This window comes from Pedobacter agri, from assembly GCF_032678665.1.
Classification (GTDB): domain Bacteria; phylum Bacteroidota; class Bacteroidia; order Sphingobacteriales; family Sphingobacteriaceae; genus Pedobacter; species Pedobacter agri_A.
Genome location: NZ_JAVTSH010000011.1, coordinates 140,576 through 163,867, shown reverse-complemented (window position 1 = coordinate 163,867; position 23,292 = coordinate 140,576). Strand labels below are relative to the sequence as shown.

Below are 23,292 nucleotides of genomic sequence, written 5' to 3'. Positions count from 1 at the left end.
TGCTTTAAAATTTCAGGTTTAACCCAAACGAATAGATTTTCATATATGGATATGAGGAATTGTAACCGGATTCGGGCAACTCCGGATCAATTGGCAAATCGCCGAGCTGGTCAAAGGTCAGCAGGTTCAATCCACTCACGTAAAACCGCAGCTGCGAGATCTTTAGTTTTTTAATGAATGCGGAGGACAAAGAATAGCCGAGTTCAACATTTTTCAGTCTGATATAGTCGCCCGAGCGGATCCAGAAATCCGAGTTCGCTGTATTGTTGCCGCGATCAGTTAACAATAATCTGGGAAACTGGGCATTTGGATTTCCCGGAGTCCACCTGTCCTGGCTAAACTGATTGAGATAGCCATTGTTGATATTGCCCGCATTGACCAACTGCTGTATGGTGATCGAGCGGCCACTGGTTCCCTGAAACAGAAAATTGAGATCAAAATTTCTTACGGCAAGTGATGCACCGAAACCGAAGAAAGCCTTTGGAACAAAATTGAAATCCGTCCTTACCCTGTCAAGGTCATTGATCACCCCATCTCCGTTCTGGTCCACATATTTAATGTCTCCGGGCTTAACCTCCCTGGAGAGCAGTTGTTTAGGCGAAGCATCAATCTGGGCCTGACTCTGGAAAATCCCATCCGATATCAACATGGTGCTGATATATCCCGCCCCTGTCGTTGCAGTGGCTGCAGGGGAAATAACGCTAGAGATGGGATGGCCCACCTGCTTCTGATAAGCCGGCAAGTTGGCAGCCTCGTTGATGGCCAGGATTTTGCTGACGGTATAGGTAAAATTACCAAAAAGGTTTAAATTAAGCTCACCGAATTTTTTGTTGTAGTTTATCCCCGTCTCGATCCCTTTATATTGCGCCTCACCTTCGTTCACAAATATGAGACTTTGTCCCAGCAGACTAGGAAGTAAAGACTGTGTGGTAAGGTCTTTTCGGTTTTCGTAAAAGTAATCTGCACTGACCGACAAGGACTGCTTTAGCAGCTTGGCATCAAAGCCAAGACTGGTTTTATAAGCTTTTTCCCAGGTCAGGTAGGGGTTTGCCAAAGCAAGCTGGCCTGTTCCACCTACACCTGTGAAAGAAGTCCCAAAGGTATAGCCGGTGGTACTTCGGCTAAAGAAATCATTATAGGCGAATCTTCTCGCATTTCCTATTGCATCATTGCCTACCAGTCCGTATGATCCACGGATTTTCAACAAATCCAGCCAAGCTCCCGACCCTTTCATAAACTGTTCATCAGAAAGTATCCATCCTGCCGATGCGGCGGGAAAGAAACCATACCTGCGCCCCGGAGCAAAATTTTCAGACCCTGAGAAGGTTGCATTCAGGTCTAGAAAATATCTTTGTTTAAAGCCATAGGACAAGCGGTTTGACCATCCTTCCCTTCGCACATCTAGATTTCCGAAAGAAGAAAGGTTTGCTCTTGATACCCTTGTCGAAAATTTCACATCATTATCACCAAAAGTCCTGTTATAGTCCAATCCTGCCCACAGTTCACTCTTTTTGATATTGCCTGAAAACACATTTCCCTGATAATTTACCTTCGTTGCCGTTCCGAAAGATGAATATGATCCATCCGGATTCAGTATGGATGTGGCATAGGTTTCAGAGAATCCCGAGCGGTAAAGTCCGGCGATATCATATGCGTAAAATACCTCGGCTGTCAGACCTTTTAAAATACGATCCATTTTTTGGCGGGCACTGATGGTGGCGATCATATTCCGCATCAAATCCGTGCTTGCTCCCCTTGCCTGTAAAATGGCCAATGGGTTATTCTGGGTAAAAATAGAAGTGCCTCCGTAAGATCCGTTTGGATTCAATACCGGAAACGCGTTTGCGGGCGTAGAATAGACCGTATTCAGGAAAGTGCTTGTACCTGCATTTGGAAAATTCAGGTTCGTTATTCTTCCTCCGATATCGAGTGCGACATCAAGGTTTTTGTTTACATGAAGATCGATATTGGTCCTGAGGTTATAACGGTTAAAATCAGTATTGGCATCGTAGGTTTCATTGTTTCCGCCCTTGTAAAAGCCACCCTGCTGATAAGCACTCAAAAGTGTATAGTACTTGATAAAGGCATTTCCGCCGCTAACGGTAGCTACATAGCGCTGTGTCGGTGCAACTTTTTTGGTAAAATCCCGCACAAAATTATTATTTGGAAATCTTATCGGATCCGACCCTGTCTGGTAAGCATCCAGAGCTGCCTGATTATAGATAACCGTTCCACCACTGTTTAAGGAAGCTTCATTATACAGGGTCGCATAGTTGAATGCATCCAGAGGCTCGGTAATTTGCAGGGGTGCCTGCAACCCTGCCTGGCCATCAAATGTCACTTTAGTACTGGTAGCGCTTCCGCGTTTGGTTTTCACATAAATGACGCCATTGGCAGCATACATACCATACCATGCCAAAGTCGCCGCATCCTTGAGCACACTCACGCTCTCAATTTCACCAAGGTCCATTGCGGTGAAATCCCGTTCAATACCATCGACCAGAATCAACGGTTCCTGATTGCTGTTATAGGAAGAACGCCCCCTCACTAAAAAACTGGAGGCATCATAACCGGGCTGCTGAGAGCCGCTAGGATATACTGCCAATCCCGAAAGCCTTCCTGTAAAGACATTGGTCAGCGAGGATGAAGGAATCTGTGGAAGAAGATCTGTAGTAATGGTGCTTATCGTTGCAGTCACTTCTCTTCGTTTTCGCACGCCAAAAGGAATGTATACATTATCGTTATCCCCGGCATCAACCAATGCTCTGACTAATTTAACATCAGCATTCCTGATTTCACCCGCCGGTTTGAGTAGGGTGTTGAAGCCTGTATATTGAAAAATGAGCACATCACTTGTGGTAGCTTCAATTATAAAGCTTCCATCCGAGGCGGTAGCTACCGATTTTTTAGTTTTATCCTCCTGGATGGATATTGCCACTCCCGGTATGGGTTGATTGTTACCATCTACCACTTTGCCCTTAACCGTTATTCCTTCATCAGGCTTTTGCTGTCCATATGCCTGGAACAAAATGCACCAAAGCAGAAAGAAACACGTGATATATTTTGGTCTTATTAATTTCATATTGAATAAATCTTTAAGCGTTATGTAAAAACCGTTTACTCCCAACCTGGATTCTGGGTTAATATTCCTTTACTTTTGTAAATTTCATTTCTGGGAATTGGATAAAGGTTCTGAATCTCCGTCCATGTTTTTTGGAATGTGCCACTGAGTACGATGGGATTATAAGTAAAACTACCATTGGCATTTTTGATCACATCCATTCCTTTCATCGGAACAGAGATCGTTTGCGCACCTATTTTCCACCGCATGATATCATACCAGCGATGATCTTCGAAGGCCAGTTCAATGGCACGTTCATGTCTGATGGCTATGCGCATTTCATCCTGTGTCATACCAGCCTTCAATCCGTAAAGATTATTTGTACCCGGCAGAATACCTGAACGTTTACGAATCTCTGTCAATTGCTCATAGACGGTCTGATCAGGACCCACAGCTTCATTTTGTGCTTCTGCGTAGTTAAGCATCATCTCTGCATATCTGAAATAGATATAATTCAACAAGGTGGTGCTACCGCCAACAGTTCTGTATACCTCCGGCCAGTACTTTTTGCAATAGTACCTGGTAGCAGTGTAGGTTATGGTAGGATTGTAATCCTTCCCGTAAAGCGTTCTTCCGTTGGCATCGACGGTGGACCACATTTCGACTCTACCGCCCTGCCAAGGCCGATCATTATAAATAATGTTGTCGTAAAAACGAGGTTCCCTGTTTTCATAAGGACGTTGTGGGTTGTATCCTGAACTGGGGTTTGTTATGGGTAGACCGTTGGCCATATCATACATATCCACATGATTTTGTGTCGGGTTCATTTGTCCCTGCGCGCCACCCGATCCTGGAGACATGGAGAAATCCTGCATCATTTCTCCCGCCAGCGGGGTATTTCCTTTAATCCTGATCATGATATATTCGGGAGAGGATGGGACATTCAGAATATCTCCATAGGTGGCCTGCAGCTGATATCTCCCATCCATTAATATTTTGGCTGCATCCGCGGCCGCCTGCCATTTTGATTTATCATTGGACGGATTGTTCAACGGACTTGCTGCGTATAATAATACGCGGGCCTTTAACGCCTGAGCGGCACCAATGGTCGGACGTCCATAATTTGACGGGCCATATTCCGCATCGGTACCCAGTTTGGTAACTGCCACATCAAGATCATTTATTATAAACTGTGTAACCTGTGTGAAGGTGCTTCTTGGTAGATTGATGTCATCATTAACACCATACACTTTGTCCACTATGGGCACTCCTCCAAATCTTTTTGTGAGTTCAAAATAAGAAAGTGCACGCAAAAAGCGCATTTCGCCCTCCACACGCTTAGCATCAAAGATTGGAACAGAAGCATTTGGCGATGCCGGAACTTCGCTGATTCTGGCCAGCATCTTGTTGTGTACCGCAATCCCGGCATACATCAGACGCCAGACACCATAAATATCATTCAGGGAAGGTCCGTTGGAATGATCATGGTAGAGCCCTCTGTTGAGTGAAGTTACTGAACCTTCCGAATTTCCTGATACCGCTTCATCAGACGCCTGAGCGGTTGTGCCCCTGTGGTCATTGAAACGAACATATTTGGTGATCAGGTAGTTGTAGGCATTGTCCGCAAATCTTGCTGCAAGCGCCGGATCTGCGAAAATTTCATCCTCGCTGATGGCCACACCAGGGGTACGCTCCAGATAGTCCTTTTTACAAGCGGCAGCGCAGATGATAAAGAGAACAATTGCTGTCAATATTTTGTAGTTTTTCATTTTATTAGAATTGAACATTTAAACCAAAATTGTAAATCTTCGAACTTGGGTAAAGGGCTTGAAGCGGAAAGGCGGTGTTAATCGTGTTTACATTTTCAGGATCAACATAGAACTTGTATTTGGTCCAGGTATAGAGGTTTTGTCCTTGCAGAAACACCCGTATATTGCTTAATTTGATGGAAGAAGACCATTTTTTAGGTAAGTTCCAGGCCAGCTCCACATTTCTTATTTTTAAGTAAGCTGAATTTTGCAAGGTAAAGTCATTTAATGCATAATTTAGAGATGCCGTTCCCCTGGCGTGCAATGCAGGCCAGGTTGCATTTGCTGCATTCGCCGGTGTCCAGGCATCCAGCATAAAAGGATACATCTGTTGACCATTGTTTTGCTCATTCAGAATTACATTTGAGCTTATATTTGCAACGCCCTGAAATAATGCCGAGAGGGTAAAACCTTTGTAAATAATCCTAGGACTAAAACTGTAAATGTACTCAGGGGTATTGGAATAGCCGATCGCATCCTGATCCAAAGTGGTAATTACCCCATCACCATCCAGATCCCTGAATTTCAGGTCACCTGGAATCGGGCTATATCCTTGTAATTTCGGTGAGGCTGCAATATCTGCTGGCGACTGGTAGAATCCGTCGGTTTTGTATCCAAAAAATTGTCCTACCCTGGAGCCTTTTCTGGCTACAGAGAAAGGCAAATTATCAGGTTCATCATTTTCGACAATCCTGTTTCTTGCAAAGCTTAACTGTGTATTAAGTCCGAGCGTAACACTTCCAATCTGCTTTTGATAGTCTATTTCAATCTCATACCCTTTATTATATACTATCCCCCTGTTAAGATTGGGATAGCTATGTCCAAACAAAGCCGAACCGCTTAAAGGTGTTGTCAAAATATCCCTTCTTGTTTCATCAAACAAATCAACGGTTACTTTTAAGTTGTCTTTCAACAACCGGGCCTCAAAACCAATATTTCGTTTCGTGCCTGTTTCCCAGGTTACCTGCTCATTGCCTAAAGCGTTGATCGAAGCTCCGAAGAACTGCGGGTCACTGATCCAAAGGGTTGGGTAGCTGGTAATGGACAGCGGGTTGCCGAAGGGCGCTGCCTGTGCACTTCCCGCAACATTGGTGGAATAGTTGGTTAAAAACAGGAAGCGATCATTGGAAATTCTGTCATTGCCCACCAGGCCATAACTTCCCCTCACTTTAAAATACGTTAGTATGTTATTTTTCGTCCAGTAAGGCTCGTTTGTTAAGGTCCATCCTGCTGAAGCCGCCGGAAAAAATCCATAACGCAGACCAGAGTTGAAATTTTCGGATCCATTATATGACGCATTGAATTCAACTAAATAGCGCTCATCATAATTGTAGGTAATTCTGCTGGCAATACCCTGCGAAGCACGGGGTGGTGCAGTAAATGCAGTATTTCCGGTTGATTTGATCAGCTGACGGGTACCGAGCAATAAGGCTGTAACATTATGTTTTCCAAAATCCCTGTTGTAATCAAATCCGCTCTGCAGGTTCATATTGGTGCTACCTTCGGTAACGCCACCATCCTGCACTGCGCCAAGAGGTTCATCACGGTTCCTGGTATCTGTAGATAGGGTGGCCTGGCCGGTTGCCGGGTTATATACATATGCTGCCCAGTTCGCATTTCGTCTTTCGATATTATTATAATAGGAATCGTAGCCAAAAACCGTCTTGAATCCTAATCCTTTGGTGATGAAATTAAGTTTATAATTCAGGTTAAATGTGCTTTCAATGGTATTGTTATCATCATTCCGTGTCCCGAAACGGGTTAAGACTGCATAAGGGTTCCATATGTTTGTTCCGATGTTTGGATTGGCAGTGATTCTTCCGTCAGGCAAAGTCACGGGATAGGCATAGGCAGGAACCTGAAGGATACGTGAGATCATACCTTCGATGGTGTCATATGAGAAGGCCGAAGATGAACGCAATCCCGATGGCTGGTACCTGGTGGCAAAACGGCCACCGAGCTTGATGCCCACGGTAAAATCTTTGTTGAGCGTCAAATCTACATTGGAACGGAAATTATAGCGGTTATAATTGGGCACCGTATTAATTCCGTAAGGAGATTCAAATTTTTTAAAAATCCCGTCCTGGAAGGCATAGCCAGCCGAAACAAAGTATTTTGCAACCTTGGTTCCGCCATTGATGTTAATATTGTGCTGTGTTTGGGAATAAAACTTTCTGGTCAAATAATCGAACCACTGTACATCAGGGTAACCGATCGGATCTGAACCATCTCTGAACTTCTGTATTTCAGCATCGCTGAAAAATGGCGTTTTACCATCATTGATGTAAGATTGATTTAATAGAGATGCATTCTCGAAAGCCGGCAGCCCCACCGCCAGACCAGTGTAGGTCTGCAATGCGTAGTTTCCGGTATAGGTCACTTTGGGTGCACCGATCTTCCCCTGTTTGGTCGTGATGACAATAATACCATTTGCACCCCTGATTCCATAAATCGCTGTTGCGGCCGCATCTTTTAATGTGGTAATGGTTTCTATCTCATTCGCGTCCACATCGGCAAAGCTTGGGCGTTCTATCCCGTCCACTACAACAATGGCAGCGTTGTTTACACCATACGTAGCTACTCCTCTGATCTTGAGTGCTGCGCCGTCCGCTCCGGGCTGACCACTGGTTTGTACCGCCAGCAGGCCGGGTAGACGACCAACCAGGCTATTGGTCGGATTCGGGGTTGGTGACTTCATGATTTCTTCCGCACTAATCTGCGCAACCGCCCCGGTCAGGGTTGTTTTCTTCTGCGCACCATAACCTACCACCATAACTTCCTCGAGGCCCTGTGAATTGTCTTCCAGAACTATCGTCAAAGCATTTTTTGAGTTTACCGCCACTTCCTTACTGGTGTACCCGACATAGGTTATGGTAAGTACAGAACTTTCCGAAGCCCTGATAGAAAACTTTCCATCATTGTCCGTAACAGCACCTACAGAAGTTCCTTTAACACGGATACTTACGCCCGGCAATGTAATGCCTTTGCTATCTTTAACTGTGCCAGTGATAACGGATTGAGCCAGAACTTTGCCAGAGAATCCAAATAGTGACAGGAAAATAATTAAACAAATAAAGCTTGTGCGGTAGATATTGTTGCAGATAGCCGGCGACAAAACTTCCCGTCGTATGTAAAGTTTATCCATAGTAATATATATAATTGTTGATTTGAAATTGAATCAAAATATTGGCATAGATTATTTTATTGGCCAAGTCAATAAGCCACTTAATGTAAACCGCCAAACAGTGCATATTGGTTATAATCAGTAATTATCATCACCAACCACAACCCAAAAATTGTATGATATTATCTTAAATTAAAAACTACAAAATACGGTATGGACAAACTTTTTTTAAGCATCAGGAAGTGTGTCATCCATTGAATAATGGAGGAATAAGGATTTAGCAAAATAGATTTCATTTTTTTTTATTTGGTTAGAATTTTTAGTTAAACGAATGTATAAAAGTTAATATTAAAAAACCTCCTGATGCAACCTCAAACCCAAAAAAAATCCGGTTAAGACCAATTTCAAACGTTTGAAAAAATCGAATTCATCATTTATTTTCTCGGATCTTTTATCTCACATTTCCGATATATCATAACTAATTCAACAAAATCGTTTTATTCAGGTAATAAGCCCGATTTTAAACGTCAAAATGACGTTTATAACGCATCTTATCAAAAAATCCAAATTTTAGATAAAGACTGTAATAATTAAGACCACACCGGACGACTTTCAACATAGTTATTACCACATTTTTTTTTAAGTACCATGATAAGATATTATCAAAAGCAATATATAGATTGGTCACTATATTATCACATGAGGCTGCAATTCTAAAACTGATGACAGACTAATGGTCAAGCATATCTTATTATGATTGCTGCTTACTATATACTACGACAAACACATTTACAATAGTGTTATAACCTTTATATTTGTGAGCTGTAAAAAGGATAGACCTGATCTGACGCTTCAAAGGGAATGGATTGTCGAGGGATACAATATTGCTTATTTCGACTCCAATAACAATCAGCTTTTCCTTATGCTTTGGCATTTGTTGCTCCGGTTAAATTAGGCTTTGAAGGAAATAATGTAGTCAACCTTGATGAATATGATAATACAATTATAACAATTCCTTTCACCTCAAATAAATATGGTAAAGAAATCAATCTTAGTTTAGGAGGAAAGGGTATATATTTTGTCAATAACTGGAATGTTGTAAAAGAATCCAATGATGCTATATCCTTGATTAGCGATATATCTCACGCGTTTAGGCCACCTTACTTTCATGACACCAAAGAGATTGCAGTCAATCATGTGTTGATAAAGTTGGACTTGAAAAGAGTAAACTAATAGGTTTTTACAAAGAATGTGTACCCAGAATGCGTATTGAGCGAAGGTCGGTGCAGTAAAGTCCGAATGCGATGTAAACTTATGTTTTATGAAATCAAATATGAGGCCCAGAGTTAAAGTTCAGTGTTTGATCTCTTTCGTATAAAAATACTGCCTATAAATCCTAGATATAGTTACTGATATGGATTTCTACTAAACTGAGCATCTATAAACTATGAAACAATGTTTAATTACCCTCGCGTTCGTATTTACATATATCTCAGGCGATGCTCAAACACAACTGAACGACAGTAATATCGCAAAGACAATGCAAAGGCTATCAGATACAACGGTAATTATACAGTATCCCAGTATTTGGTCTCATGGCCCCTTTCTTCTTTTATTAAGCAAGACAGGAGACACAATAACTGCTTACGAATATAAAAGACCAGAAGCTCGTAAAGTCAACCTTACAGTGCCATCGGCGATCCGTAGGGCGATGTATTACAAAGACCTTACAGAATATATGAATGAACAAGTCTCGATTAACCGTTATTTCGTGGAAAAGGCTATTACACTGGATAAATTGAGAAATCTTTGGAATGATGTACTTAGATTGAATTTATGGAATATGAAAGATGATGCTATAGAGGGTTCGGGATGCCCAACGGTTAAAGGATCAAACCTAACCATTGATGATGCTGGAGGCATTTATATATTATTAATAAGTAAAGCTGAAATTAAGCCTTTAAACTTCTATGCTCCTGAAGAGTTTGAAAAGTTCTGTCCAGGACGCAAAGGTAGACAAACCGCTATTAAATTATCTGATTTAATGGTTAAAGCATTCAGAGCGCAGTGATTCCGATTTTAATCACTAAGGCCAGTCGTTCAGTGATGAGAATTTTCTCATCGCTTAGTGCTCAGTTTAGGCCGGCACCAAGCAATGTACCTAAAACAAAGCGTCAGAATCGCGTCGTCGTTTCCAGTATAGAGAAATGATTGTAACTGTAGCACAAAAGTTCTGCTATCACCTACAATACTGCCCCAGATCTTTCTTGCTTCCCACCAGCGATCATAGGACTGATTAAGCTTGAATGAAAGTATCACCGAAATCGCAGTACCCAAAAATGCCGGTATGCCCAGGGGCATTTCAAGGATAAGTATCCTGTGCCATGCAACTTTACCTGACATCATCCCCTGAGTAATTAGCACTCATAATTACTACTGGTACTGAGCACGTGGGAAAATCATTTTTGATACCCTTACATACCTCTATCCCATTACCATTCGGAAGCAGGCCAATCCCAAAGCCGGATACGCCAGCCATATCTTTTCCCTCCACCCTATGATACACGCTCGCACAACGTTCCCAGAATTTTTTTTAAGCGATGCCCATACCCTCCTCACGTAGGCTGACCTTTGCGCAATTTTGCACGGCCACACAGGCAATTAGGATAGTTCTATCATGCGCGGAATATTTCATTGCGTTGCGAAAGCCCCAGAATTGTCCTGTAAGATTTAAATTGGAGATGAGCTGTTCCGTCACGGCTATCTCGCTGATAGTTGTGGTTGGCGGGGTTTGATATGGGGTTAGCGAATTAGTGTCAGCAAATGATATTTTACAAAATAACAAAAAGGTAAAAAGATTAGCTTCTTCATTCTAATGGCCAAAAACTTTAATAAAAGAAAAATAGATATAAATAAGTAGCAACACCAAATTCATGATGAATATATCAACAAATAGATTGCAAGTTAATTAAGCTATCTTTAAGAAGTTTGTTTGTTCTATCTCTTGAACGGTTACCGCCTTGTGCATAATATTGTCGAAATAATATAAGGATCCTGTGCTTGCAACCTTTTTACTGAGGATGTCATCTTAACTGAAAACGGCCTTAAAATGCAAAACCACATCCCTTCTACATACGCGACTATTAAGTTTTTTCTACTTATAGCACTCGTACATTTTATTTTTATAAACATTAGCGTTCATGCCCAGGAAAGTCAACTATCTGGTAAAACTGTAAATGCCGCCACCAAACTCCCCCTTGCATTTGTCAGTATCGGCATCAGAGGTAAGGCTATCGGCACCGTTTCTGATTCATTAGGGAATTACAGGTTGAGCTATCGCCCAAATGAAATTTCAAAAACAGATTCGCTCATATTCACTGCAATAGGTTTCCAGACCGCTAGAATGAATGCAGAACAGCTCATCAATGCAAACACGACCATTTCTTTAAAGGAGTTGCCGCTAAACCTCAAAACCGTAGAAATAAATGCCGGGCAAAGGAAAATGAAAAGCTATGGACGCTGGTCAGCAAATCTGGTATTCTTTCCTGAAATGTATAAGAATATACCTAAATTCAGCGATGAAAGAGGCCGTGAACAGGCGACTATTCTTAAAATAGACCCGGATGTTTACCTAAGGAAACTTAATTTCGAAATTAACCGAAGACATTTTCAAAGGATAAAGCTCAGATTGAATGTTAATGGAATTCCCGATCACTCTTTGCTGGATAAGGATGTCGTGTTCGATGTGTCTGGCTCATCTGAGCAGGGAATGCCAAAGGTCCAGACCATAGATTTGCGTCCTTACCAGATCGAGATAAAGGGAAGAAAAGAAATTGCCGTTTCGCTGTCCATTCTTGAACTTGAGTCTTTACCCGGGGACACGAGCAGGCAGGCATTTTTTATCCCTTCATTTCCCAGTCCGCTGCGCTCAAGCCTCTACAGAATAAAAAGTGAAGCGCCATGGCAAAAAGTCTACAGTTCCCATTTGCTTATTGGCCTGGAAGTATCAAGCAGGAAAACCAAAAATATGAAGGAAGAAGAACAGGAGGAAAATCTGGATGGTATAACGAAAGTTGATCCGGAGATATCCGGGGCATTGTACGGAAACAACAATGGAAAGCGCATCATGGTGGCAAACGGTGAGATCTATTATGAGACCTATGGAAAAGGGAGTCCGCTGATTCTGCTCCATGGAAACAGCGAGAGCATTATCTCGTTTCGAAAGCAGATAGGACCACTATCTGAGCATTACCAGGTCATTGCCGTGGATACCCGGGGACATGGGAATAGCATCAACCGAGATACGATGGCCTATAGCTATAGGCTTTTTGCCGATGACCTAAAGTCGGTAATAGATTCCATCCACATCAAAAAAGCGAGTTTACTGGGTTGGAGTGATGGCGGAAATACAGCCATTGAGTTTGCTTTGAAACACCCTGAAAAAATTGATAAAATGGTCCTGATGGGTGCGAATATTTTTCCGGGCACCAGGGCCATAAGGGAAGATATTATCCGAATGTTTGAAAAACGTAGAGATAGCCTCATGAATCTTTAAGATGCAGCATCCAAGAACCAGTTGCGACTCACTCAACTGGTACTACTGGAACCGCATATAAATAAAAATCAGTTAAATAAGATAGCCATTTCCACACTGATCCTGGCTGGTGAGCATGATGTGATTAAATCCGAACATACCTTATTGATCCACGCCCATATCAAAAGTTCCAGCGTGAAGATCGTCAATGGTGAAGACCATTATTTACCACTAAAAAATCCCAAACTTTTTAATCAAATTGTACTTGATTTCCTCGGACAATAAATAATTGGATAGGTGAAACGGGCATAAAGCATTAGAGTATAAAAGCATCCATTCATTTCGTATTCACCTTATTGGCGTCGAAATAATTCAAAGATATCTTATACAATTTCTCCTTATGTTTATAGCGATACTAAAACTATTATAACGAGAAAACGTTATTGAATAAAATGATTCTATGAAATCTAAACTACACACGCTATCCCTTATTTTTTGTTTTTTTCTGATTAGCTGCAAGAAAGATGCACAGGTTGATCCAATTGTCAACGATCCTGAAGCACTTAAAGTAAAAATTACGGGTAATTAAATAACCACAGCGGGCAAAATTGAGTATTACGATGCCTCAGGGAAGCTTGCCAAAAGCGAAGATCAACCCGTTCTAAGTGGACAAGCCTGGGAATTTGCTGGAGATAATTCCGCGAAAAGTGTTGATGCCAGGGGTACAAGAACATATAACTACAGTTTCTCTACTAACAATAATATCAATTACATCAGTATTACAAATAATCCAACCGAAACCTATAAGATTACCATAGATAATAATAGAATGACATGGTCGACAGATGGGCCGTATAATAATGATCCAGCCTACACTTCCGCAAAGCTGACCTATTATTTTGTAAAAAAATAAATAAGCGGTAAATATTTCAGGTATAAGGTAACATTTTTTTTAAATTATGCTATCGGAGTGGAAATTTCGCAGGGTGTGACCATATCATTATGGAATTTTGAGTCAATTTGTTTCGGTCAAAGTTGAACACAGCAACCTATTAATAATTAATACGATAGAAGTTTAAAGTCAATTTACTTAAGCTGGTCAATCCGCTACGGAAACAATTACTCAGTAACCTCGAAATCTCCATACCAAGTTCTCCCGCAACTAAAAAACACAACTGCATTGCTTACAAAAGCCTTAAGACAAATTAAATTAGTCCACGCTTATAATATACTGCAAATTAATACATGAAATATTTAAAGACTGTGAAGTTTCAAGATTTTAATCAAATTCAACGGTAAAATTTTAAAATCATCAACCCCCATCCGTCGAACCCGATCTGTACTGGATTTTCCACTCATAAGCGCGAACCACTAAATCCAAGTTCTCCTCTTTCTGCAGACCAAGTTTTCGCTTTAAGCGATACCTGGCTATCCGGATGCTCTTAGGCTCAATCGCCAGCCTGTTCGCAATTTCCTTATTATCCAGACCCATTAATATATAGGCACAATATTTCAGGTCGAGTTTAGTGAGCACACCACCCGCCCTTTCCTGCAAAGCACTGAAAAATCCAGGGTGAATATCTCCGATCGAATTTTGCAGATCTGCCTTGTCCTTATCCAAACGCAGGTTTTGAGTGATCATTCGTCCCATACTTTTAGTAGCCGTATCGGCAATACTTTTCGATTTCTCTTTCAGCAGTTCCAAAACCGTGTTCTTTTCCTGAATCTTGAGCGTACCCGCTAACAATTCACGCTCCAGCCACTCCGTGCGGTCCTGAAGCAAAGCCTGCTGAGCAGCAATCCATTCACGTTCCTGCTCCCCTAAAGACGCCAGTAGCTCTGCCTCCTGTTTTTCCTGAAGCGATATCAAAATCCGCTGCTGCGAGGCTTTGAGCTTATAATGGTAAAAACCCAGTAACAAAGCCAAAACTAATATACTTGCTGAACCTATAACCACATATAACCAGTTTATCTGCCGATTTAAGTTTGCCCGTTCACGTAGCCTTACAATTTCCAGATCATGTTGTTCCGAATGATACTGTTCCTCCACCTGCTGCACAGCAGCAAGTTTATCACCGGAATGAGAACCCTGATGGTCTATTACCTTTACTGGCACACAGCGCCACCTATTCATGTTGTCCCATACATCTACAAAGAATCGAATGCTTTGAGTGGTTTCATTAGAGCCCTGATGCTTCCGGCTCAGATCATTTGGGGAATAATATACGTCTGGACCTGGATGAATACTAAAAAAAATAAATTACAGTAACCAGACCAGATATAATTTATAATTAAAATCAAGACGGTTTACCCCAATAGCCTTCCTATCAACATTGTCGCTAAACTGATTTATCACAAATGATTTATCAAATCTGACTTTACAGTCATAGATGAATGTTCAATTAAGAAACACCCATCTGAAAGAACTTAAAAACGCAGCTTAGCAATTATTATCCCTAAAGACAAAAGACTTTACTTGAGAAATGATTTCAAAAATTCGATTTCAGAAGTCCATTTTATTTGAGAAAAATTTTGATTGTCGAGCTTTGGGTGTTGCGTAGTGAACATCGAATATAGGTATTGTGCCTGCTGCCATTTTGAATACAACTCCTGCTCACCCAAAGGATTATCTGCGCGTTGTTTTCTAATGTTTGCCGCAAATTCATCTAATTCCGAAAACTTATACAATGTAAAATCCTGTCCGCTAATCAATTTAACCCTATCTTTTAATATCATAGGACTGATTTGAAAACTTGCGATATGTAAATCTCTTGGACTCTCATCCTGCAAAGCTACCAAAGCAGTAAATGCTGCAGTGTTTTCCATTGTTGTGAAATCCAGTTTCCAGTCCGCTTTATCACCCCAATAGGCAATTGATCTATTTTTTAGGTTTAAAATCGGCGTGTTGTATTTCAGTATATCAGCAAAGGCGCCGTTGAAAATGGAAGTGGCTTGGATGTCTTTTTCATCGATATAATTTTTAAAAGCTCTCCGAAGATCAAAGTTTCTGTTTTCCCCCGGCGTTAATGGCTGATAATCCGTACAAAAATCAGATGGAATAAACCGCTTCACTCCGGCGGCAATAGCACCATTTAAAAGTGCTTGTTGAGTATTGATTATAACATCGGCAAGTCCTGCGAGTGCAGAAACCACGCAGTCTATTCCCTCACAGGCTTTTGCGATTTCAGCATTCTTATTAAAATCTACTCCAATTACCGTGGCCCCTATTTGAGCAAGTGATACTATCTTATCTGCATCACTTGCTTTTCTTACCAGGGCAATCACATTGGCGCCCAGGCTAACCAAATCTTTACAAATCATCGACCCCAGATGACCGGTAGCACCTGCTACCAAAATATTTTTTTTCATTGTAATCTGTTTATGATTTTAAAAAATTATAAATGGCTTCAACCACCTGCTCCGGGGTTTCTTCAAACATATAATGGCCGCCGCCAGAAAGAGCCACTACATGGCTGTCTTGGCAAACATAAGGCATCGACATCTGCATAAACTGATGACTGACATTGCTGCCAATTCCTAAAACTGGCATTTGAAGTTGCTGATAGTTTTTCGAATCTTCAATATCTTGGCCAAATGCCTGATACCACGCATTGGAAGCCCTGATACTCTCTGCATCGCTATAGGCTTCAGCGTAGATGATGCGTTCCTTTTCAGTCATTTTGGTTTCGTCAATCATTACATAATCAAAAACATAATCTATCAGAAAGCGAAAACGACCTTCAAGAATGTTTTCAGGTAAACCCTTCACTTGATTAAAACCCATCCACCAGGCATAAGGCATATTGGCATCCATTTTTTCACCAAAAGTTCCGGGTGCAGGTAACAGCGGCATCTGCATTATGCCCTCGTTAGGATGCAACCCGTCGGCTACAATCAGTTTTTCAACAACTTCCGGGTGATTGAAAGCCAGGCTCATCGCGACCATTCCACCAATATCGTGACCAATCATTGCTACTTTTTTTAAACCAAGCGAATGTATTAATTGATTAATGTCTTGCGCCATTGTCTTTTTATCATAACCGCTTTCAGGCTTATCAGAAGTACCCATCCCCCTAATATCCACAACAATTACCCGATGCGTTTTTGAAAATTCAAGAGCAATATTTCGGTAAGAATACCAGGTCTGGGGCCATCCCGGCAGACAGATTATCGCTTCACCGGAGCCCCCATCGATGTAGTGTAATCGGACTCCATTAACCTCTGCATAATGATTACTAAATTCCGGAAAATCCTGAATGAGCTCGTCATCTGAAAACTTTTGCTGCGCTGTTCCTTTAAATATTGTCATTTGATTTATTGTTATTTGATTCAATCAAATGTACGGCAATGAAACAATGGCAAAACTACCAAAAGGTAGAAAATGACTTACCTGATGTTTTTTCTGATACGGCTCAATGCATTGGGTGTGATACCTAGGATAGCAGCAAGTTGCTTTACCGGAATTTTTTGTCCCAACTCTCTATTTGTAAGAAACTTAAGATAGCGTTCTTCTGCAGTCAAGGTCTGGAAATTCAATAATTGATCGACCATTCTGGCTGTTGTAGCCTCCCAGATCTTACGCCCGAATTCTTCCCAACTGCTTAGGTGGGCATAGAGAAAGTCCATATCTTTCTTATCGATAACGATCAGTTCCGTCTCCTCGATGGCTTCAATGTTGAAGCGGGTAGGTTTTTGCGGATGAAGGCTGGATATTTCAGTAAAAAACTCATTTTTAAAACAAACCCAAGTCGTATTTTCCTGTTCACCCGATGCATCGTAAAACCGAAGTCCGCCAGATACAATAAAGTAGTAATGACTGGCAACCTGTCCGCACTTCAACAAAAGCTTGCCCTTCGGTACAACTTTTTGCCTGCATTTTGATTGGACCAATCGCAAATCCTGTTCATCGATGTCCACTATACCCTTAATAAATCTAACAAATTGATCAATCCCCATTTATTTAATTCATCCGGTTGTAAAATCAATACCGAATCGCACAAAATTAGTTAAAGTAGATGCAAGAAACCACAGAAAAGTAAATTCCAGGACCAGGTTTTATAATTGACTATCAGTTTATTTTTCAATGAGTATAATCGTTTCTCTGACAATGGATTTAGTTGATCTATAGTAAGAATAACCAGGTTAAAAATCTGAATTCAACAAGGCGTAAAGACCGTCAGCTCCCATTAAAATTTCGAAATTAACACGGGTGCCCTCAGTGAGAATGGGTATATCTTTTCCTGATTGAAAACTTATCTCTTCACCATTAGCATCCCTGATCAATCCTTTTCGTGTATTGCCGTCAATGCAGATTATTATTCCTGTTCTCAAAAATTCTTTTCCCATGTGTTCTTGACAAAGCAACAATGAATAGATTCAAAAGTTTGATCTTAAAAATTATTGAAATAGTTGCAACTCCCATGTATAACTGATATCGAGATACAACCTCATCAAAAGAAATTTCCATCACCCCTTCCCAACACGTCTTAAAAATAGGTATCCCCCAAGCCCAGCCAAAACCGAGGCAATTAGTATCCCGTATTTGCCCTGCTGAACAAAAACCGGGTCTTTAAAGGCCAGTCCGCTTATAAAAAGCGACATGGTAAATCCGACACCGGCTAATAATGCAATGCCCATGATATGCTTCCAGTTAGCTTGGTCCGGAAGAACTCCAATTCCGGTCTTCACCATTATCCAGGTAAAGAGAAGGATACCTGTAAATTTTCCGATGATTAGTCCTGAGGTAACGCCAAGTGTCACCGGATTGATGATAGAACTGAAGAAATCTGACCCTATCAAAATTCCCGAGTTGGCAAGTGCGAATAAAGGCATGATGATAAAAGCGACCCATGGATGGAGTGCATGCTCAATTTTTTGCAGCGGTGTTTCCGCTGCCAAACTTAAGGTTTTAACATGTTGAATGGTACGATGTTGCTCTGGGGTAGTGAGGGTGCTGTTACTAGGAATTTCCTTTTCGAATTCATAGGAAAGTTTGCGCAAGTTGTTTGAATATACGTTTTCATCAATCCTGGTCATTGCAGGAATGGTAAAAGCGACCAAAACCCCTGCGATAGTGGCGTGAACGCCTGAAAGCAGAAAACCTATCCATACGCAAATCCCAATCAGCAGATAGAAAGTACTATTCCTTACCCCCATCTTGTTGCCAATAATTAACGCCAAAAGAAATATACCGGCGATGCCAAGAGCAGCAAAGTTTACATGATCAGTGTAAAAAAAAGCAATGACCATCACCGCTCCAAGATCATCTGCCACAGCAAGTGCAGAAAGAAAAACCTTTACCGAGGTGGGCACATTTCCCGCCATGGAAAGCAGGGCAAGTGCAAAAGCAATGTCCGTAGCCATCGGGATTCCCCAGCCGTGAGCGGTAGGAGTATTCAAGTTTAAGAGTGTATAAATCAAGGCCGGAAAAAGCATGCCCCCCAGCGCGGCACCCATCGGCATGGCTGCCTTTTTTAAAGATGAAAGCTCCCCTTCCATGAACTCTCGTTTGAGTTCCAGGCCAATAACAAAAAAAAATAGCGCCATCAGCCCATCATTGATCCAGATATGAAGCGGCTTACTAAGTGCATGTTTTCCAAACGCAATAGAGAAATCGATTTCCCATAAGTGATGATAGGATTCGCCAAAAGATGAGTTGGCCCATATAATCGCCAGGATCACACTGATCAAAAGAATGATTCCACTGGTGTATTCCAGGTGAATAAATCTGCTCACTGGGGCAATGATCTTCTCAATCGGGGTTTTCTTAACTTGATTCATGGTATTTTTTCCGGAAAGGCAAAGGTAAGCTAATTAAGGGCGTACACCTAGACAAACTTGTTCTTTAAGCATTCCGTTAAATCGGTTTTTTAGCTGAGTGGGAACGCTATTTATGACCAGTGCTTTCAAGATGGAGCTTTTTAATCTACTATATTTAATCAATAAGTCTTGAAAAGTTCGTATTATCGTAAAATTATGCTATTATTCGCCGCCCCACTTTATTTCGCTGTATACCTCATCTGGCTGGTCTACGCTGGGCTAATAACAAAGAATATCAGCCGGCACATGCCAATCGTTTACATCGGAGGTATTTTTGCCCTGATCTGGGCAGCAATCATTACGCTTATTATGATTTAAGATAAAAAGCTATTTTTTATCTCTTCCTCCTCTTTCTGCATGTAACCTCTCCAGAATAGCTTTCATCTGCTTGATTTCTTTTTCCTGGGAAGATATGATGGATATAGAAAGTTCCTTTAGCTCGGGGTCCTTTAAATCAGCATGACGACTGGTCATGATTGCAGAAGAATGATGGGGAATCATTGCCCGCATATACTGGGCATCTGTTACCACAACCTGGCTACGACGCATCCAAAAACTTAAAGCAAATATCGCTACAGCAGAAATGTTAATGATTCGGTTTAGGCCCTTATTTTTGTACATCATGGGCATGAGCAATAGCATGAGCACTGCCATAGGAGCGATCATGAGTAAAGTCATGTAGGTACGTGTGATGCTAAGGTAAATATGACTGCTGTCATCCAAATTTAAAAACATTACGCCATACATGATGAAAAAAGACAGGGTAAGCATTAATCCGAAAGTCTTGTAGCTGTTGGTTTTCATGGTAATTCTTTTAGGTAAAAAGTATACCGTTCAAACAGTTTAGCGATGTAAATGTTTAAAACGTGCCGGACTGTGAACCATCACAAAGGAAGCAAATAACAAGTATTTCTGATCAGGATAAGTTAATATTGGAAAACAATTAAATAAGAATTTCAGCGAATAACACATGCAAGATGAAAATGATAATGTTCCGGGTGCACTGCGAACATTCTTTTCCAGGCGTTTCAATTTGAATCTGGGAAAGACAAATGAAGAGGAAGTAGTAGATTCAATCTCCAGAAATTCTGTATTTGTAGGCGGCCCGCTTTGGACGCTGATTTTTGCTATCATCATCGCTTCAATTGGACTGAATGTGAACTCCACCGCAGTGATCATTGGCGCTATGCTGATTTCTCCACTCATGGGGCCGATAATGGGAATTGGGCTGGGTATTGGCACAAATGATTTTGAACTTGTTAAAAGAGGCGGAAGAAATTTGCTGATTGCTACCTTCATCAGTATAGCCACCTCAACCATATATTTCTACATTACCCCGCTCCATGAAGCTCAGAGTGAACTCCTGGCAAGAACCACTCCCTCTATATGGGATGTCTTTATTGCTTTCACAGGGGGACTTGCCGGCATCATAGCAGCCACCAGGAGGGACAAAAGCAACGTTATTCCTGGTGTAGCGATCGCAACTGCACTGATGCCACCGCTTTGTACGGCAGGTTATGGGCTTGCAATGGGCAACTGGCCCTTTTTCTTTGGCGCATTGTATTTGTTTTTCATTAATAGTCTCTTCATTTGTATATCCACCTATCTTATCGTACGATTTTTAAAGTTTGAGAAAAAACATTTCGAGGACCCGGGAGTGGAAAAAAAGGTTTCGCGGTATATTCTTATCAGCGTGCTCATCACCGTGATCCCCAGCATATACCTAGCCTACGGTATTGTGCAGAAAAGTATATTTGAGAACAATGCACAGACTTTTATTCGAGAGCAGTTTAATTTCACAACCACGCAGGTCATTAACCGAAACCTTCGTTATGCCAAAGGAGAAAAAGAGATTGACCTGCTGTTGATTGGAGAAGAACTCCCCCAGACCAAAATAAATTTAATTAAAGGGAAATTAAAGGAATATAAGCTAGCGGGAACTACTCTGCGAATAAGGCAGGGACTTAATGCCAGGCAGGAAATCGATTTTTCGCAGATCAAGGCCAGTATAATGGAAGATGTCTTCAAAAAAGAAAACCAGTCCGGTACTGCGGCGAAAGTCGACAAGCTTAAACAGCCATTGCCGGAAATCAGATCTGAGTTGATTGCGCTGTTTCCAGAGATTAAAAGCTATTCACTCGCGAACACAGTCATAAGCAGGCTCGATACACAGCGCAAGGATACGCTGACCCTTTTCAGCGCAGAGGTATCCAAAATGCCTAGTGCTGCCAATCAGGTAAGGATCCGTTCCTGGCTTAAGACTAGGTTAAAGGTAGATTCTTTAGTGGCTATTTATAGCAATTAAAAAGGAATCAATTGTTGAGATAACGAGTGATTTGTTTTGATGAGGGTTATTAATTGCAAAAAGATATAGGTAATTCATAACGTTTTACGGCAGGTAAGATAGCCCTTGCATTGACATTATAAAAGAAAGTTTGAGAAAGGAAAATCCCGGAATTCCAGCTTGGAATCCCGGGATAATCCATAGTTTGTTAAGAGCGAAAAACCTTTACCCCCCAAGCGCCCTGAAAAGGTTGATGAGCGAAGCGTATGATTTCTGCTTGAGATCCACCTGCTGCATTTCTGCTTCGAGCACACTACGCTGCGCGACTATCACCTCCAGGTAGCTGGCATATCCGGAAAGATACAGGTCGTTTGCTGTTGACACCGCGTTTTTTAGTTCCTGTACCTCGCTTGATTTTAAACGGTAGGCCTGCTTATAGTTATCCAGCGCCGAAAGCTCGACGGAGACCTCCTGATAGGCTTTAATAAGCATGCGCTGATAGTTGTAAAAAGCGGAAAGCTGTCCGGAGTTTGCAACAAGGCTACTGTTTTTAAGTGCTGCCCTGTTGAGTATGGGAGTACTCAGTCCACCCAGAAATCCTGCAGCAAGAGATCCAGGAGAAAAAATCAGCGGAAGCTTAAAAGCATTATAGCCAGCATAGGCATCAAGGGTCAGCGAAGGAAAAAATGCTTTTCTGGCAGCATTCACATCAGCATTCGAGGCAGCAAGTTCCAGCTCAGCTTCCTTTACGTCCGGCCTTGCCAGAATAACCTTTGATGGAATTCCCGCATAGATTTCTCTAGGCAAAACCTTTGTCATTGTGCTCGTGTCACGCCCGACCTTTCCCTGATACCTGCCCATAAGCAAGTTCAGCTCATTTTCCACCCTGTTGATTGCCTGACGGATTTCAAACTGTTTTCCCTGGGTGGCAGTGCGCTGGGCCTTAAACTGACTGACCGCGAGGGCGGTTGCCCTGCCGCCAGCCATCTGGGCTTCCACAATTTCAAGCCCCCTGTCTTGCAAAAGCATATTCCGCTGAATAATTTCCAAACGCTTGTCAAGTGCGCTCAGTTCATAATAAAGCTCCGCAACCTGAGTAACGACCTGTGTTTTGTACCACTGCAAACCGGCCTGGCTTGAAAGGTAGCGGTTGTATGCTGCCCTTTTTTTTTCTGATAATTTTCCCCAGATGTCAATTTCCCATGAACTCCTGAAGCCAGCAAAATAATCCGGAGTCGGGCTTGGAATACGCTGCTTTTCATTCAGGTTCTCAGAAAAATTGGTGTCATAATTCCCCACCCCGTTCATCGTATAATCCCCATAATGGTCAAGTCCGGCCGATATGCCGGCGTTTAGCCTGGGATAGAGTCTTGAGCGGCTTAAACGTAAGTTCAATCCCGCAACCAGCACCCGTTGCACTCCCGACCGGATATCCAGGTTATTTTTAAGCGCAGTATCAATAAGTTTTTTTAAATCAGGCTGGGTGAAAACCGATTTCCAGCTTAAAGCTTCCGCCGGCGCAGCGGCGAGTTTGCTGAAAGAATCAGGAATCTTTTTGAGATCAGGAAGGGTCGTCTGCCTGACTGAACCACAGGAAGTGATCATCGCAAACAGACCCGAAACGATAATAAGAGGAATAATTACTTTTATATTTAATTTCAT

17 protein-coding genes are annotated in these 23,292 nt (G+C 41.7%); 5 read left to right on the top strand and 12 right to left on the bottom strand.

Features of this window, described 5'->3' with window-relative positions; genetic code table 11:
- Nucleotides 1–4 precede the first annotated feature (4 nt).
- From R2Q70_RS20330 to R2Q70_RS20320, 3 genes are read right to left on the bottom strand one after another with little or no spacing between them, the layout of a single operon-like run.
- Nucleotides 5–3,082 (bottom strand): TonB-dependent receptor, encoded by a 3,078-nt coding sequence (locus R2Q70_RS20330; protein WP_316809385.1) that lies wholly within the window; start codon nucleotides 3,080–3,082, stop codon nucleotides 5–7.
- 35 nt (nucleotides 3,083–3,117) lie between these two features.
- Complete coding sequence (locus tag R2Q70_RS20325; RefSeq protein WP_316809384.1) at nucleotides 3,118–4,812, bottom strand: RagB/SusD family nutrient uptake outer membrane protein; 1,695 nt, start codon at nucleotides 4,810–4,812, stop codon at nucleotides 3,118–3,120.
- A 22-nt stretch (nucleotides 4,813–4,834) separates the two neighbouring features.
- A complete protein-coding gene (locus R2Q70_RS20320) occupies nucleotides 4,835–8,014 on the bottom strand; it encodes a TonB-dependent receptor (RefSeq protein WP_316809383.1) in 3,180 nt (1,059 codons plus the stop codon).
- A 906-nt stretch (nucleotides 8,015–8,920) separates the two neighbouring features.
- On the opposite strand from R2Q70_RS20320, the gene R2Q70_RS20315 reads away from it, so the two are divergent.
- Nucleotides 8,921–9,226, top strand: a complete 306-nt coding sequence (locus tag R2Q70_RS20315; protein WP_316809382.1) for a hypothetical protein — start codon at nucleotides 8,921–8,923, stop codon at nucleotides 9,224–9,226.
- A 214-nt stretch (nucleotides 9,227–9,440) separates the two neighbouring features.
- On the top strand, nucleotides 9,441–10,064 hold the full coding sequence (locus R2Q70_RS20310) for a hypothetical protein (RefSeq protein WP_316809381.1): 624 nt from the start codon (nucleotides 9,441–9,443) through the stop codon (nucleotides 10,062–10,064).
- Between the two features lie 47 nt (nucleotides 10,065–10,111).
- Here R2Q70_RS20310 and R2Q70_RS20305 read toward each other — a convergent pair whose 3' ends face one another.
- Nucleotides 10,112–10,354, bottom strand: a complete 243-nt coding sequence (locus tag R2Q70_RS20305) for a bestrophin family ion channel (RefSeq protein WP_316809380.1) — start codon at nucleotides 10,352–10,354, stop codon at nucleotides 10,112–10,114.
- Nucleotides 10,355–11,102: 748 nt separating this feature from the next.
- On the opposite strand from R2Q70_RS20305, the gene R2Q70_RS20300 reads away from it, so the two are divergent.
- Entirely contained in the window at nucleotides 11,103–12,548 is a 1,446-nt protein-coding gene (locus R2Q70_RS20300) for an alpha/beta fold hydrolase (RefSeq protein ID WP_316809379.1), read from the top strand.
- A gap of 439 nt (nucleotides 12,549–12,987) precedes the next feature.
- A complete protein-coding gene (locus R2Q70_RS20295) occupies nucleotides 12,988–13,116 on the top strand; it encodes a hypothetical protein (protein ID WP_316809378.1) in 129 nt (42 codons plus the stop codon).
- Nucleotides 13,117–13,839: 723 nt separating this feature from the next.
- Here the strand turns inward: R2Q70_RS20295 and R2Q70_RS20290 are convergent.
- The 7 genes from R2Q70_RS20290 to R2Q70_RS20260 all read right to left on the bottom strand — a co-directional run bounded on the left by R2Q70_RS20290 (nucleotide 13,840) and on the right by R2Q70_RS20260 (nucleotide 20,150).
- Complete coding sequence (locus R2Q70_RS20290) at nucleotides 13,840–14,661, bottom strand: helix-turn-helix transcriptional regulator (protein WP_316809377.1); 822 nt, start codon at nucleotides 14,659–14,661, stop codon at nucleotides 13,840–13,842.
- A 338-nt stretch (nucleotides 14,662–14,999) separates the two neighbouring features.
- Nucleotides 15,000–15,896, bottom strand: a complete 897-nt coding sequence (locus tag R2Q70_RS20285) for an NmrA family NAD(P)-binding protein (RefSeq protein ID WP_316809376.1) — start codon at nucleotides 15,894–15,896, stop codon at nucleotides 15,000–15,002.
- Between the two features lie 10 nt (nucleotides 15,897–15,906).
- Nucleotides 15,907–16,836 carry an alpha/beta hydrolase gene (locus R2Q70_RS20280; protein ID WP_316809375.1) on the bottom strand — a complete coding sequence of 310 codons (930 nt, stop codon included), beginning with the start codon at nucleotides 16,834–16,836 and terminating at the stop codon, nucleotides 15,907–15,909.
- Between the two features lie 77 nt (nucleotides 16,837–16,913).
- On the bottom strand, nucleotides 16,914–17,483 hold the full coding sequence (locus tag R2Q70_RS20275; RefSeq protein WP_316809374.1) for a Crp/Fnr family transcriptional regulator: 570 nt from the start codon (nucleotides 17,481–17,483) through the stop codon (nucleotides 16,914–16,916).
- 186 nt (nucleotides 17,484–17,669) lie between these two features.
- Nucleotides 17,670–17,873 carry a hypothetical protein gene (locus R2Q70_RS20270; protein WP_316809373.1) on the bottom strand — a complete coding sequence of 68 codons (204 nt, stop codon included), beginning with the start codon at nucleotides 17,871–17,873 and terminating at the stop codon, nucleotides 17,670–17,672.
- Between the two features lie 120 nt (nucleotides 17,874–17,993).
- Nucleotides 17,994–19,307 carry a Na+/H+ antiporter NhaA gene (gene nhaA, locus R2Q70_RS20265; protein ID WP_316809372.1) on the bottom strand — a complete coding sequence of 438 codons (1,314 nt, stop codon included), beginning with the start codon at nucleotides 19,305–19,307 and terminating at the stop codon, nucleotides 17,994–17,996.
- Between the two features lie 366 nt (nucleotides 19,308–19,673).
- Nucleotides 19,674–20,150 (bottom strand): DUF305 domain-containing protein, encoded by a 477-nt coding sequence (locus R2Q70_RS20260; RefSeq protein ID WP_316809371.1) that lies wholly within the window; start codon nucleotides 20,148–20,150, stop codon nucleotides 19,674–19,676.
- A gap of 166 nt (nucleotides 20,151–20,316) precedes the next feature.
- Here R2Q70_RS20260 and R2Q70_RS20255 point away from each other — a divergent pair, with 166 nt between their 5' ends.
- On the top strand, nucleotides 20,317–21,651 hold the full coding sequence (locus R2Q70_RS20255; RefSeq protein ID WP_316809370.1) for a TIGR00341 family protein: 1,335 nt from the start codon (nucleotides 20,317–20,319) through the stop codon (nucleotides 21,649–21,651).
- A 204-nt stretch (nucleotides 21,652–21,855) separates the two neighbouring features.
- Here R2Q70_RS20255 and R2Q70_RS20250 read toward each other — a convergent pair whose 3' ends face one another.
- Nucleotides 21,856–23,292, bottom strand: a complete 1,437-nt coding sequence (locus tag R2Q70_RS20250; RefSeq protein ID WP_316809369.1) for a TolC family protein — start codon at nucleotides 23,290–23,292, stop codon at nucleotides 21,856–21,858.

Bases quoted from the DNA above. Each gene is read 5' to 3' on its own strand.
- R2Q70_RS20330 (WP_316809385.1), bottom strand. From the start codon at position 3,082: ATGAAATTAATAAGACCAAAATATATCACGTGTTTCTTTCTGCTTTGG.
- R2Q70_RS20320 (WP_316809383.1), bottom strand. From the start codon at position 8,014: ATGGATAAACTTTACATACGACGGGAAGTTTTGTCGCCGGCTATCTGC.
- R2Q70_RS20310 (WP_316809381.1), top strand. From the start codon at position 9,441: ATGAAACAATGTTTAATTACCCTCGCGTTCGTATTTACATATATCTCA.
- R2Q70_RS20305 (WP_316809380.1), bottom strand. From the start codon at position 10,354: ATGCCCCTGGGCATACCGGCATTTTTGGGTACTGCGATTTCGGTGATA.
- R2Q70_RS20300 (WP_316809379.1), top strand. From the start codon at position 11,103: ATGCAAAACCACATCCCTTCTACATACGCGACTATTAAGTTTTTTCTA.
- R2Q70_RS20295 (WP_316809378.1), top strand. From the start codon at position 12,988: ATGAAATCTAAACTACACACGCTATCCCTTATTTTTTGTTTTTTTCTG.
- R2Q70_RS20290 (WP_316809377.1), bottom strand. From the start codon at position 14,661: ATGAATAGGTGGCGCTGTGTGCCAGTAAAGGTAATAGACCATCAGGGT.
- R2Q70_RS20285 (WP_316809376.1), bottom strand. From the start codon at position 15,896: ATGAAAAAAAATATTTTGGTAGCAGGTGCTACCGGTCATCTGGGGTCG.
- R2Q70_RS20280 (WP_316809375.1), bottom strand. From the start codon at position 16,836: ATGACAATATTTAAAGGAACAGCGCAGCAAAAGTTTTCAGATGACGAG.
- R2Q70_RS20275 (WP_316809374.1), bottom strand. From the start codon at position 17,483: ATGGGGATTGATCAATTTGTTAGATTTATTAAGGGTATAGTGGACATC.
- R2Q70_RS20270 (WP_316809373.1), bottom strand. From the start codon at position 17,873: ATGGGAAAAGAATTTTTGAGAACAGGAATAATAATCTGCATTGACGGC.
- nhaA (WP_316809372.1), bottom strand. From the start codon at position 19,307: ATGAATCAAGTTAAGAAAACCCCGATTGAGAAGATCATTGCCCCAGTG.
- R2Q70_RS20260 (WP_316809371.1), bottom strand. From the start codon at position 20,150: ATGAAAACCAACAGCTACAAGACTTTCGGATTAATGCTTACCCTGTCT.
- R2Q70_RS20255 (WP_316809370.1), top strand. From the start codon at position 20,317: ATGCAAGATGAAAATGATAATGTTCCGGGTGCACTGCGAACATTCTTT.
- R2Q70_RS20250 (WP_316809369.1), bottom strand. From the start codon at position 23,292: ATGAAATTAAATATAAAAGTAATTATTCCTCTTATTATCGTTTCGGGT.